This window comes from Citricoccus sp. CH26A, assembly GCF_000224415.1.
Classification (GTDB): domain Bacteria; phylum Actinomycetota; class Actinomycetes; order Actinomycetales; family Micrococcaceae; genus Citricoccus.
Genome location: NZ_AFXQ01000020.1, coordinates 40,514 through 52,489, shown reverse-complemented (window position 1 = coordinate 52,489; position 11,976 = coordinate 40,514). Strand labels below are relative to the sequence as shown.

Sequence of the window (11,976 nt, the reverse complement as noted above, 5' to 3'; positions counted from 1 at the left end):
CGAGTGGTCCGGTCCGAGCCGGACCTTGCCCTCCTTGGACAGCGCCACCCACAGGATGAACACGATCACGGCGACGACCGTGACCACGTAGTACCAGCCGAGGTTGGTGGCGATCCAGGTGACCACGGACTGCATCACGGACGAGGCGTTGGACGGGGCGAGCATGGCCCAGACGGAGAACGCGATGATGATCGCCGAGGAGACGACCAGGACCCGCCAGTTGACCCGCGGGGTGGTGTCGACGTTGATCTCGGACGGTCCCCGGACCAGTTCGCTGCTGGTGAGGGGGGGCGCGGAACTCGTCCCCGCGGCTCTGCCGGATCCGCCGGCGGTCCACGGCCGGATCGGTCCCGCCGAGTCGGGTGCGCTCGAGGTGACCCTCGGACTGGCGGCGGGGGCGGGAGGCTGAGCCTTCTGCTTCGGACACGGTCGTGCTCCTCTGCTGTGCGACAGGTGAATGACCTCAAGGTCGACCCACACCGCACGATCACCGCCCCCTCCGACGGGATCGGAGCGTCCGATGTTGAAGCCAAAAGTACGACCGGAGGCTGCCTGAGTCTACTCTCGGCAGGTCCGCGGACCCGGTGGCCCAATGTTCGTCACCGAATCTCAGGGTCCTAGGCGCCATCGCCTGCGACATCAGTGGACCCTCAGTGACCACCCTGGGCGAATTCGACCCATCTCAGGACGCCGAGCCGACCGGACAGAAAATTGACACCCAACAAGACGCTTCGAGGCGACCAGCAAGCGATGCGCTGGACTTATTTACCACCGCTTAAACATCACTGCATAGCGTGGATCCTGCCCACTAATTGCCGCGCTTCCACAAGCCGATAATGATTCTTTCGTTAAGCGTGGCCGGGCACCCGGTCACGCTCAAGACCTACTCATCCGGCGTTCCCGGAATCACGTTCCCTGCCCCAACGAGGGTGGCTGAGACATGGCTTGGGGCGGACCGGCTGTGCCCCTTGTGTGTACCGGCATGGCGGTCGAGAAAACGGCCCAGCCAACAACGGGAGTCGCGGTTTACGGGTGCACCGGCGTTCCCCGGGGCGGGTGGCAGGTTCCACCCGACCCGGTCGATGGCGTCCGCCTCTCCTGGGATCGAACAGGACTAGTAGGCCGAACACTCCCGGGACGGAGAAGATCCGGCGGGCCAGGTCTGTCCGACGGCTTGCGATGACCAATGCTTATGCCCGGTGAGAGCGTTGTGCCCCGCCGGACGCTCCTGCCGCCGGGCTCAACCGATGGCGATCGCGTCCAGGTCCTCTCCGATGACGAGTTCGCCGGAGAAGCCGGTCCCGGCCTTCTGCCATTCTTCGACCGGCCAGTTGCCCGGCACCAGGTGATTGAGCACCAGCTTCTTCACCCCGGCCTGCTCGGCGATCGAACCGATGTCCTCGATGGTGGTGTGCGCCCCGATCAGGTGCTGGTATTCCGCTTCGGCTGCCGCATCGCGTGGCTCGGGGTGGCGCTGGGCGACCCACTGCGCGGCAATGGCCTCGTGCACCAGGATGTCCGAGCCCTTGGCCAGTTCCACTAGGTTCTCGCTCGGACCGGTGTCCCCCGAGAAGGTGACCGAACCCGAGTCCGTGTCGAAGCGGAAGCCGAAGGCCGGGAAGACGGGGGCGTGCTGGACCAGGGTGGCCGTGACCTTGACGCGGTCGTCCTCGAACACCTCGATCGGGCGCATGCGCGGGTGGGGGTCCCCGTTGGGGTCATCGATCAGGCCGGCGGGCAGTTCGATGTCCCGGCCCACGAAGAAGTCACGCGGCGGCGGGTACCCGGAGTCGATGATGCGGTCGTTGAAGTCGGTGGCGAAGGTCTTGATCATGGCCTCGATCGTCTCCCGGGTGCCCGGCGTGGGGCTCTTCGGATTCACGACCTGGTCGGCGGGGATGCTCTCACCCTTGTAGTTCACCGGCAGGGCTCCACGGTCGCCCGGGCCGTAGATCTCCAGGACCCGGTCCGGGACGGCGACCCCGTTCTGCAGGCCGGTGCCGACCAGGTTGCAGAGGTCGGAGATGTGGTCCGAGTGCAGGTGGGTGAGGAACACGGCGACCAGGGCGTCCAGCGGGCCGCGCATGTCCTTGTCCCAGGTGCCCAGCCTGGCCTTCTTGATCTGCTTGCCGACCCCGTCCCCGGCGTCCACGAGGTAGTACTTGTCACCCACCACGATCGCCGAGGCCACGCCCTCCCGGTGGGAGTCATTCCACCACGGCGGGCCACCGCTGGTGCCCAGCAGCACCAGGCGGTTCGTCGCATCGGTGGTCAGGGGCGCACGCCCGGCGCCTGCGGTGACCGATGAGGTGGCACTGGCCGACCCGGCCGCGCCACCGGTCCCTCCCGTGGCCTGCGGCTCATCCCCGCCCGGCGTGCACGCGGTGATCACCGGTGCCAGGCCGAGGGCGGAGGCCAGGCCGAGGGCTCGACGGCGTGAGACCCTCTGCGAATAAGCAGTATCAGGGCGGGATTCAGGTATGGAAACACCTCAGAGCGTGGAACACGGGTATGGATTGATCACCAAGTATGTCTCCGCTCTGACGCGGGCAGCGGCACCGTGTGTACTGTTTCCCATACTTAATTGCGGCGCATTGAGCTAGTCGAAATATGGATCCTAGTGAACCTCAGATGCCCGGGGCTCGGACAGAGTTCGGAAACGCGAGGCGGCCACCGGGGGCATAGGCCACCCACCTCAATCCAGGACTCAGCACACCGCCTGGCGCGCCAAGACTGCAAACTCAAAGTCCGGATTCGAGATTGCAGCACCCGGGCGGCGTTCGGGCAGTCGCGTATCTGCCGCGGATGGGTGCGTCGTGCTACTCCGCCATCTCGTCCGGGTGTGCAGCGTACGCCTCTGTCAGCGCGGCGAACCCCGCCTCGGGGTGCATTGCGGCCGCCGTCTCCCACGTCCTCCGGATCCCGGACAACAGCGTGCTGGCGACGTCGGCGCCGGCCAGGGCCTCGTCCGCCAGGTCGAGGTCCTTGAGGAACTTCTCCAGCCCCGCGCCGTCCGGCTCGACGTTCCCGCCCACCGAGTCGATGAACTGCAACTCCAGCCGCTTCGAGGCCGCCCACCCGCCCATCAGCGCCTCCAGCGTCACCTCGGGATCGACGCCCAGCGTCCGCACCAGCGCCGCCGCCTCGGCCGCGGCCACCGAGTGCACCGCCACGAGCAGCTGGTTGACGAGCTTGACCGCCACCCCGGTGCCCGGCCCACCCACGTGCACGATCCGCGCGCACATCGCCTCGAGAAACGGCCGCGCACCAGCCACCGCCTCGTCCGTGCCGCCACACATCGCCACGAGCGTCCCCGCGGCGGCACCGGCGGGCCCACCGGAGACCGGCGCGTCCACGTAGTCAATCCCGTGCGCGGCCAGCGCCGCGGCGACCTCCCGCGCCGTGGCAGGGTCCACCGTCGCGTGTTCGATGACCAGCTCGGCGCGCAGAGTAGAAACAGCGGCGCCGTCGTCGTCGAGGAAGACCTCCCGAACCGCCGCCGCGTCCCGCAGGCAACTGACCAGCACCGGTCGTGCCAGCACGTCCTCCAGCGTCCCGACCGCGAACCCGGCGTCCTGCAACTCGCGCGCCCGCTCGGGGCGGCGCGCCCAGACGAGCACGTCGTGCCCGGCCTGCTGCAACCGTGCGGCCATGGGCTCACCCATTGCCCCGGCGCCGATGAACCCGATGCTGCTCATGCGCGCTCCTTCATCTGACCGGTCGGCTCGGGTGACCTCATCCGCTCGGTCGCGTCCGGCACGGCGACCAGGAAGTCCAGGTCGCAGCCCTCGTGCGGTTGCAGGGCGTGCTGGGCCTGCAGCCGGGCGAAACCCCGGGCCGGCAGTGGCGGCGGGGCCACCGGCTCCCGGGCGGCGAACTCCTCCTCCGGGACGCAATGATTGAGCTCACCGGCCTCGGCGTCGATCACCACCTCGTCCCCGGTGCGCAACTGCGCCAGCGGCCCGCCGACGGCGGACTCGGGACTGACGTGCAGCACCACCGACCCGGTCGAGGTCCCGCTCATCCGCGCGTCCGAGATCCGCACCATGTCCCGCACGCCCTGGCGGTGCAGTCTGGCCGGGATGGGCAGGTGCCCGACCTCCGGCATCCCCGGCGCCCCGACCATCCCGAGCCCGCGCAGCACCAGGACCGTGCCGGCGTCGATGTCCAGGTCCGGGTCGTCGATCCGGGCGTGCAAGTCCTCCAGCCCGTCGAAGACCACCACCCGGGCCCGGTGCCGGGCCGGCGCCCCGGCGGCCAGCTTCATCACGCAGCCCTCCGGGGCCAGGGACCCGCGCATCAGCCGCAGTGCGCCCCGCGGCGCCACCGGGTCCTGCACGCTCCGCAGCGCCGGATGGTCGTCCGCCGGGGGAGTGTTGGCGAGGACCTCGCCCCACGTGCGCCCACCGGCCGCCACAGCCTCCGGGTGGATCCGCTCGCCCAGCCGGCGCAGCACCTCCACCACGCCACCGGCCTGCTCGAGCTGCTCCAGCAGGTAGCGCCCGCCGGGCCTCACGTCGGCCAGCACCGGGGTGGTGCGCGACCACTCGTCCAGCCGCTCCTGCCCGATCCGCAGCCCGGCCCGCCCGGCGATCGCCTCCAGGTGGATCACCGCGTTGGTGGACCCGCCCATCGCCGTGATCGCCCGGAGCGCGTTCTCCAGGGACCGCATGGTCACCAGCCCGCCGGGCACCTCCCCGCGCCCGACGGCGGCCACGATCGCCTCCCCGGTGTCCCGCGCCACCGCGCGGCGGGCCTGGCTCGCCGCCGCCGGCAGGGTCGAACCGGGCAGGGCGAAGCCGAGCACCTCGGCGACCGCCGCCATCGTGGTCGCCGTGCCCATCACGTTGCACGTCCCGACCCCCACGTTGACGGAACCCTCGAGCCTCTCCCAGGCGCCGTCGTCGAGCGCTCCCACGCGGCGCTGTTCGCACAGGGGCCAGACATCGTCCACGGTGAACTCGGGATTGTCCCCGAAGCAGGACACCGGCCGCGGGCCAGCGGCGACGACCAGGGCGGGCAGTCCGGCGCTGAGTGCGCCCATGATCTGGGCGGGAATGGTCTTGTCACAGCCGCCGAGCAGGACGACTCCGTCGATGGGGGAGGCGCGCACCATCTCCTCGACGTCCATGGACAGCAGGTTGCGCAGGTACATGCTCGAGGGCCGGGAGAACGGCTCGGAGATCGAGATGGTGGGGAACTCCAGGGGCAGGCCGCCGGCCGCGCGGACGCCGGCCTTGACCTCCTCGGCCAGCGAGGGCAGCCCCGCGTTGCAGGGGTTGAGCTCGCTGGCGGTGGTGGCGATGCCGATCACGGGGGAGCGGCGCACGTCCTCGGCGCTGAACCCCTCACCGCGCAGGAACGCCCGGTGCAGCAGGCCGTCCTGGCCCTGGCCGCGGAACAGCGCGCCGCCGCCGCGGCCGATTCCCTCCTGGGACATCAGGATCCTCCTGAGCAGATGACAGTGGCTCGGCGGTGACCGAGCCCAGGATCCCTCAACGCCCTCAGGCGGCCAGGGAGTGCGCGGAGGCGTCCTCGAGGAACTCGGGGGCCTCGGGCACCTGATAGAACCCGTCCAGGACGTCCATGAAGTGGCTCATGAACTCGTGGAAGTCCTCGGCCTCCTGGTCCTGCTGCAGCATCACCGGGTCGTCGCTGAACTCGTCGGCAGCAGTGCCGACGGAGATGTGCGCGGTGTCCTCGACCTCGAAACCGGTGCGGAACCCGGTGACGGTCTCCACGCGGTACCCGGTGCCGGTGTCCGCCAGGGTGGCCACGTTCGACAGGTCGATGCTGGAGACCGGGCCGGACGCACGGGCCGTCACGCGGGGCGCGTCGCCACCGGAGTGCGGCAGGTGCGTCAGCTCGACCGGGACGAGCACGAGCTCGAGGGGCGTGTGGCGATAGCCGATCACCAGGGCCGTGCCGGGGGTGCAGGACTCCGCGTAGACCACGCTGTAGTCCCCGTGATTGATCACCTGAGTCTCGAACAGCTCATCGAGCGCCCGCGTGACATCGTTCCCGTTCATGATGCACCAGCTTAGCTGACGTTGTGACCGCCATCACAATCGTGACGAGGGGTGATGGCGAGAGGTGGTGAGATCGGTCTCATGCCGGGCCTCCCTCGTCGGACGCTGGGCCCCTCCGCGTCGTGCGCCCCGGGGCAGCTCGCAGTAGGTGGCAGCGAGCCCGCCCCGGGTCGTGGGCATCATGGGGAGTAGACTCCGCCCGCATGCGTCCGGGCGGCCCGTGACCTGCTGATCGATGAAAGAAGGCGCTGTGCGATTCCTCGCTCCCCGCGACCGGCAGGGCGTTGCTCGTGCAGCGGACGGTTCGCTGCCGGTCGGCGATGCACGGCACCAGCGGCGCACCCTGGGAACCGTCCCGGTCCTGCTGGCCGTGATCGCCGTTTTCGTGGCGGCCATCAACCTGCGCGCCGGCATCGCCTCCCTGGGCCCCGTCCTCGGCGGTGTCCTGGACGCCTTCGACGCCGCCGGCTGGCTGGCCGGAGTGGTGACGGCCATCCCGGGGCTGTTCTTCGCACTGATGGGTCTGGCCGCCGTTCCGCTGGCGCGACGGCTGGGGTTGAGCACCGCGCTCACGGCCGGCATGGTCCTCACCCTGATCGGCCTGGCGGTGCGCCCCTGGGTGGGGCAGATCTGGGTGTTCATCGTCCTCACCGCGTTCGTGGTGGCGGGCATCGCCCTGGCCAACGTCCTCCTGCCGGCCTGGATCAAGAACCACGGCCGGCGCCGCACGGTGGCGCTGATGACGGTGTACACCGGGGTCCTGGGGGTCTCGGGTGCCGTCGGCCCGCTGAGCGCCCTGTTCTTCCACGGCGAGGACTCCTGGCGGTGGGCCCTGTTCGTCTGGGCCTCGTTCGCGGCCGTGCAGGTGGTGGTGTGGGTGATCGTCTCGGCGCGCACCGGCTTCGACTTCCCGTCGGTCAGCGTGAGCGGGGCCGAACCGGGCGGCTCGCTGTGGAGGGCCCCGACGGCGGTGTTCCTCATGGCGTTCTTCGGACTGCAGTCGATGAACGCCTACGTGCAGATGGGTTGGCTACCGCAGATCTACATCGACAGTGGAGCCCCGGCCTCGGTGGGAGCCGTTGCCCTGGCACTGATCGGCGCACTGAACATCGTGGGCGGCCTGGTCATGCCCTTCCTCATCAGCCGGGTGCACAACCTGACCCTGTTCCCCGTCCTGTTCTCCGCCTTCTCGGCCACGGGGTATCTCGGGCTGTACGTCGCCGCGGACCTGATGCCGCTGCTGTGGGCGCTGTTGCTGGGCCTGGGCGGGTTCTGCTTCCCCACCGCACTGGCCCTGATCGCCGCCCGCAGCCGGACCGCGCTGGTCACGGCCCGGTTGTCCGGGTTCGTCCAGCCGTTCGGCTACTTCGTCGCTGCGGCCGGTCCGCTGCTGGTCGGCATCGTCTATGACATCACCGGCCAGTGGTCCGTGATCCTGCTGGCCCTGGTCGCCGGGACCGTGGCCATGGCCCTCGCCGGATTCCGTGCCAGCCGCCCGGGGTACATCGACGACGAACTCGCGGCCCCAACCCCCTAGGGGAGGCGTCCCGGCCGCGGCCCCGGAACGAACGTCACACCGGTTCGCGTGCGGCGTCGACGAAGATGTCCGCTAGGTTCGATAGTCGGCCCTGATGAGGCGAGACCCGGTTCATCGGGGCCGGAACAGACCAGTTCATCATCGAGAGAGGACCCAGTGTGATCGGATTTATCGTGGCAGGACTTGTCATCGGCGCCCTTGCCCGCCTGATCAAGCCCGGCAAGCAGAACCTCGGCCTGGTGGCCACCCTGCTGTTGGGGCTGGCGGGTTCGGTGATCGGCGGTGTGGTGGCCAACCTGTTGGGCACGGGGGACATCTTCGAGCTCAACGTCCTGGGCTTCGTGGTGGCCGTGATCGCCGCGGTGCTGTTGATCGGCGTCGCGGAGACCCTGGTGGGGCGCAAGCGCACGCACACCCGCTGACCGCTGCCCGCGCTCGCCGGTCCGCCGGTGGGCGCGGGCATTCACCGCGCGTCGGGGAGCGCATTAGGTCCCTGACGATTTGTGCCGTACGGTGGTACCAGAAGTAGTAGTAGCAGTAAGTCCGTCAGATTTGCGGACCGGGCAGCCCCTCGGGGCTGAACGGGGCGTCGAGAAGCGGTTCGCAACATGCCGCTTCGCCCCCGCTGGAACCTTCAGTGGGTATACACCCCGAAAGAAAAGAGGCCACCATGGCCACCGGTACCGTCAAGTGGTTCAACGCTGAGAAGGGCTTCGGCTTCATCTCCCCGGACGACAACTCCGCTGACATCTTCGTTCACTTCTCCGCCATCGAGGGCTCCGGCTTCAAGGAGCTCCAGGAGGACCAGAAGGTCGAGTTCGAGGCGACCCAGGGCGCCAAGGGCATGCAGGCCTCCTCGGTCCGCCCGCTCTGATCTAGTCAGACGCACGAAGCGGCCGCTCTCCCCATCGGGAGGGCGGCCGCTTTGCTGTGCCCGGGAACCGGGCTGCGCGGTTCACCCGCGCGCCGCCGCCGTCTCCCGGGAGATCGCTGGTGCCTCGTTACCGGATCGGTACGCAATGTCCATTGACGGTGTGAAGCAATGATTTCATCATGAGGGCATCTATCACGTTCCACCGGAGTAGACAATGTCCATTCACCGGGGGGCCGTGGGAGTGCTGGCCGCCCTGTCCCTGAGCGCCACGCTCCTGGCCCCCGCCACCGCCTCATCGGAAACCGACGCCTGCATGGTCGGGAGCTTAACCTCCCGCCCGGACAGCGCCCCGACCGGCGTCTGCTGCGTCACCCAGACGAATTACTCGCTGGCCAGCAAGGGCGTGCGCATGCCCTTCAGCGGGGTGCCGACGTTCAAGAACGGCCCCGGCGGGAAGATGGTCGTCGCCCGGTCCTACTCGGGCAGCGTCTCCGCGCAGGTCGTGGCCGGTGCGGAGGCCGAGGTCGGCGCGGTACTGGCTCGTGCCACGGCATCCCTGAGCCGGTCCCTGGCCAGCAGCAACTCCACCGCCTCCACGAACACCTATGAGCGCCACATCTCCCGGGACAAGTACGGCAACGCCCGGTACGTCTCCTGGGGCCAGGAGGTCTCGTACCAGAAGTTCCGCATCAACCGGGACTGCACCCGCACCACGCTGGCCAGCGGCAGGATCCAGTACCCCAGTGACTCCGAGGGCTGGTACTACTGGGAGACGGGGAGCTAGGCCATGGACGCGGGCCCGGGCGCCGGTGCAGGCGGACTGACTCCCGGTCTGCGGCGTGGCCGGGTGCGCGCGCTGCCCACGATCCTGGGACTCGCCGCGGCCGGCGCCCTGCTGGTCGCCTGCTCCGTGGCCTCGCCCCAGGCCGCCACGCCCACCCGTCCCGGTGACGCCGCCACCCCCGCCACCCCCGTCGCGAGCGGGCAGACCACCCCCGACCCGGGCGCCGACGGGGCTCCGGGCGCGGCGGGGGAGGAGTTCACCGTCAGTGAGCGGCGCCAGGACGCCATCGCCGTGGCCGAGGGCTCCGAACACCGCGTCGTCGCCGCCACGTTGACCCCGGCCGAGGCCGGGGTGACCTACGTGGTCCACGCCGCCTGCGCCGGCCACGGCTGGATGCGCTACCGGTTGACGGTGGACGACCTCGAGGTCTCCGCCAGTCGTCTGCGGTGCGGGCGGGACGTGGTCAACACGGCGTTCACCGCCGAGGGCGGCGAGCGGGTGCAGCTGCACCTGGAGGCCCCCGCCGGGGAGGGTGCCGCCAGCCTGGCCGAGGTCGTCCCCGCGCCCTGACCCTCGCCCCGGGATGATCGGAGCGGGGACCGGGGCAGGGTTGCGCCGGTAGCGGAGGCCCCAGATCCGCCACCTCACCCGGGTCTACGCTGGCCGTGTGCGCCGCCGACGAGGGCGACGCCGGGACGGACATCGCCCCGCAGTTCAGTGTGGAAAGAGGTTGATGGCATGAAGGCCTGGCAATTCGTGGGAACGGACCAGCCGTTGGAGCTCAACGAGGTCCCGGAGCCGACCGCCGGCCCCGGTGAGGTGGTCGTGGACGTCAAGGCCTCCGGGGTGTGCCACTCGGACGTCACCACCATCGACGATCCCGGCTGGATGGCACTGTTCCAGCACGGCCTGCCGCGCACCATGGGCCACGAGTCGGCCGGCGTGATCAGCCAGGTCGGCGAGGGCATGGAACACTGCAAGGTCGGGGACCGCGTGGGCCTGGCCCCGGTGATGTCCGACGGCGACGCGCTCGGCTACGGGAAGTGGGACGGCGGCTTCGCCCCCAAGCTGCGTGCGACGGACGACAACCTCGTCGCCCTGCCGGACGAGGTCCCCTTTGACCTCGGGGCCATGGCCACCGACGCCGGCCTGACCTCCTACCACGCGATCATGACGGTGGGCGGGGCGAAGAAGGGCATGAAGGTCGGCGTGATCGGCCTGGGCGGGCTGGGTTACATCGGCGCCCGGGTGGCCGCACTGACGGGCGCGGAGGTCTACGGCGCCGAGATCAACCCCGAGACCCAGAAGCTGGCCGACGAGATCGGACTGGCCGGGGTGGCCGACTCGATCGACGCCTTCAAGGACAAGGGCCTGGAGCTGATCGTGGACTATGCCGGCTTCGGCACCACCACCGCCGCCGCGCTCGAGACGCTGGCGGAGTTCGGCACGCTCGTGCAGGTCGGCATGGGCCGGCTGGAGTCGACGATCAACACCTACCCGCTGATCGTCAACCAGCTGAGCATCAAGGGCTCGAAGTCCGGCACCAAGGAGGACCTGGCGGGCATCTACGAGCTGATGCGCTCCGGCCAGCTCACCCCGCCGATCAACCACATCTCCCACGCCGAGATCCCCGAGGCGATCGACAAGTTGCGCCAGGGCGGCGTGATCGGCCGGTTCATCGCGATGTACGAGTGAGGACGTGCGAGTGAGGTAGCACGGAGAAGGCCGCACTCCCGTGGGGAGTGCGGCCTTCTCGTCGGGCGACGCCGGGTGTCAGTTGTTCGGCACCAACCGCAACGGCATCCGGGCGAAGCCGCGCAGCACGTTGTGGATCCACGGGGTGACCTCGCCGGTCAGCTCGAGCCGGCCCTCGTCGGCGACCGTCCAGAAGTTCGCGCCGAGCCCGGTCTCCCTCAGGTTCTCCCGTCAGTCCGGGCGCAGGCCCACGGCGTCCGGGAACACCTGGCCATCGTGCTGTTCACCCTGGCCAACCTTGCGGCCGGGTGGGCTCTGGGGACCATGAAGCCCGGGGTCGGCCCGATCGTGGGCATCTCCGCCTCCCAGCGCAACATGGGCGTGGCCACGCTGGTGGCCGTGGCGAACTTCGGGGACTCCGCCGCGGTGGTCACCGTCGTGCTGGCCGGATTCCTGGCCCTGATCCTGCTGCTGCCGCTGACCTGGCTCACCGGCCGGGCCGGGCGCGGTGGCCGCGCCGCCGTGACCGCGGACTGACCGGCGCTGCCACTCCTCTGGTCCGTCTATAGTCCCGAGCCGTTGGCGGGGATGCGCCACATGGGCACGTGCGGGATCCCATCCTCGTCGTAGGGATCTCCCGCGCGCCGGAAGCCGAAGCCTTCGTACCAGCCCTCCAGGTGTGCCTGGGCGTGCAGGTGGATGACGGCGTCCGGCCGGCACAGGCTGATGCCATGGCGGATCAACCGGCCGGCGACGCCGCGGCCCCGCGCCACCGGGGCGGTGGCCACGCGACCGATGGCCGGGGTGGTGCCGTGGACGTCCAGGACGCGGATCGTCCCGAGCACGTCGCCGCCCTCGTGGGCCCAGACGTGCAGGGTGCCCTCGTGCAGGTCCCGGCCGTCGAGCTCGGGGTAGGGGCAGTCCTGCTCCACGACGAACACATCGGTCCGCAGGCGCAGCAGGGCGTAGAGCTCGACGGCCGTGATGCTGCCGGCATCACGGGTCTCCAGGGCAAAGGGCACGTGGTCAGCGTAGTCGGGCGCGGCCACCGGGCCGT

The 11,976-nt window shown here is 70.0% G+C and carries 14 protein-coding genes; 8 read left to right on the top strand and 6 right to left on the bottom strand.

Translation table 11 applies throughout. From position 1 onward, the window contains the following. A partial coding sequence (locus CITRI_RS20280) for a BCCT family transporter (RefSeq protein WP_237709059.1) occupies positions 1-165 on the bottom strand: 165 nt, incomplete at its 3' end. On the opposite strand from CITRI_RS20280, the gene CITRI_RS20275 reads away from it, so the two are divergent. Further along, entirely contained in the window at positions 164-409 is a 246-nt protein-coding gene (locus CITRI_RS20275; RefSeq protein ID WP_029139281.1) for a hypothetical protein, read from the top strand. The genes CITRI_RS20280 and CITRI_RS20275 overlap by 2 nt on opposite strands. A gap of 831 nt (positions 410-1,240) precedes the next feature. Here the strand turns inward: CITRI_RS20275 and CITRI_RS0112105 are convergent. The 4 genes from CITRI_RS0112105 to CITRI_RS17600 all read right to left on the bottom strand — a co-directional run bounded on the left by CITRI_RS0112105 (position 1,241) and on the right by CITRI_RS17600 (position 6,029). Beyond that, positions 1,241-2,392: an MBL fold metallo-hydrolase gene (locus CITRI_RS0112105; RefSeq protein WP_010145097.1), complete on the bottom strand. Its 1,152-nt coding sequence runs from the start codon at positions 2,390-2,392 to the stop codon at positions 1,241-1,243. Positions 2,393-2,819: 427 nt separating this feature from the next. Continuing rightward, positions 2,820-3,698: an NAD(P)-dependent oxidoreductase gene (locus CITRI_RS17605; RefSeq protein WP_010145096.1), complete on the bottom strand. Its 879-nt coding sequence runs from the start codon at positions 3,696-3,698 to the stop codon at positions 2,820-2,822. Further along, on the bottom strand, positions 3,695-5,440 hold the full coding sequence (locus tag CITRI_RS0112095) for a dihydroxy-acid dehydratase (RefSeq protein ID WP_010145095.1): 1,746 nt from the start codon (positions 5,438-5,440) through the stop codon (positions 3,695-3,697). The genes CITRI_RS17605 and CITRI_RS0112095 overlap by 4 nt, the downstream gene beginning before the upstream one ends. A gap of 64 nt (positions 5,441-5,504) precedes the next feature. Further along, a complete protein-coding gene (locus CITRI_RS17600) occupies positions 5,505-6,029 on the bottom strand; it encodes a hypothetical protein (RefSeq protein ID WP_010145094.1) in 525 nt (174 codons plus the stop codon). Positions 6,030-6,279: 250 nt separating this feature from the next. On the opposite strand from CITRI_RS17600, the gene CITRI_RS0112085 reads away from it, so the two are divergent. From CITRI_RS0112085 to CITRI_RS20270, 7 genes are all read left to right on the top strand, one after another. Continuing rightward, complete coding sequence (locus CITRI_RS0112085; protein ID WP_010145092.1) at positions 6,280-7,566, top strand: MFS transporter; 1,287 nt, start codon at positions 6,280-6,282, stop codon at positions 7,564-7,566. 158 nt (positions 7,567-7,724) lie between these two features. Next, positions 7,725-7,988, top strand: a complete 264-nt coding sequence (locus CITRI_RS0112080) for a GlsB/YeaQ/YmgE family stress response membrane protein (protein WP_010145091.1) — start codon at positions 7,725-7,727, stop codon at positions 7,986-7,988. A 248-nt stretch (positions 7,989-8,236) separates the two neighbouring features. After that, positions 8,237-8,440 (top strand): cold-shock protein, encoded by a 204-nt coding sequence (locus CITRI_RS0112075; RefSeq protein WP_010145090.1) that lies wholly within the window; start codon positions 8,237-8,239, stop codon positions 8,438-8,440. Between the two features lie 214 nt (positions 8,441-8,654). Further along, positions 8,655-9,224 (top strand): hypothetical protein, encoded by a 570-nt coding sequence (locus tag CITRI_RS17595; protein WP_010145089.1) that lies wholly within the window; start codon positions 8,655-8,657, stop codon positions 9,222-9,224. A gap of 3 nt (positions 9,225-9,227) precedes the next feature. Then, positions 9,228-9,794, top strand: a complete 567-nt coding sequence (locus CITRI_RS0112065) for a hypothetical protein (RefSeq protein WP_010145088.1) — start codon at positions 9,228-9,230, stop codon at positions 9,792-9,794. A gap of 168 nt (positions 9,795-9,962) precedes the next feature. Continuing rightward, positions 9,963-10,919 (top strand): zinc-binding dehydrogenase, encoded by a 957-nt coding sequence (locus CITRI_RS0112060; RefSeq protein WP_010145087.1) that lies wholly within the window; start codon positions 9,963-9,965, stop codon positions 10,917-10,919. A gap of 276 nt (positions 10,920-11,195) precedes the next feature. Continuing rightward, positions 11,196-11,456 (top strand): hypothetical protein, encoded by a 261-nt coding sequence (locus CITRI_RS20270; protein WP_010145086.1) that lies wholly within the window; start codon positions 11,196-11,198, stop codon positions 11,454-11,456. 26 nt (positions 11,457-11,482) lie between these two features. On the opposite strand, the gene CITRI_RS0112050 is transcribed toward CITRI_RS20270, so the two are convergent. Beyond that, positions 11,483-11,941 carry a GNAT family N-acetyltransferase gene (locus CITRI_RS0112050; protein ID WP_050813683.1) on the bottom strand — a complete coding sequence of 153 codons (459 nt, stop codon included), beginning with the start codon at positions 11,939-11,941 and terminating at the stop codon, positions 11,483-11,485. Positions 11,942-11,976 lie beyond the last annotated feature (35 nt).

Coding starts and splice junctions, on each gene's coding strand:
- CITRI_RS0112095 (WP_010145095.1), bottom strand. CDS start 5,440: ATGTCCCAGGAGGGAATCGGCCGCGGCGGCGGCGCGCTGTTCCGCGGC.
- CITRI_RS17600 (WP_010145094.1), bottom strand. CDS start 6,029: ATGAACGGGAACGATGTCACGCGGGCGCTCGATGAGCTGTTCGAGACT.
- CITRI_RS17605 (WP_010145096.1), bottom strand. CDS start 3,698: ATGAGCAGCATCGGGTTCATCGGCGCCGGGGCAATGGGTGAGCCCATG.
- CITRI_RS0112075 (WP_010145090.1), top strand. CDS start 8,237: ATGGCCACCGGTACCGTCAAGTGGTTCAACGCTGAGAAGGGCTTCGGC.
- CITRI_RS17595 (WP_010145089.1), top strand. CDS start 8,655: ATGTCCATTCACCGGGGGGCCGTGGGAGTGCTGGCCGCCCTGTCCCTG.
- CITRI_RS0112065 (WP_010145088.1), top strand. CDS start 9,228: ATGGACGCGGGCCCGGGCGCCGGTGCAGGCGGACTGACTCCCGGTCTG.
- CITRI_RS0112060 (WP_010145087.1), top strand. CDS start 9,963: ATGAAGGCCTGGCAATTCGTGGGAACGGACCAGCCGTTGGAGCTCAAC.
- CITRI_RS20275 (WP_029139281.1), top strand. CDS start 164: ATGGCCCAGACGGAGAACGCGATGATGATCGCCGAGGAGACGACCAGG.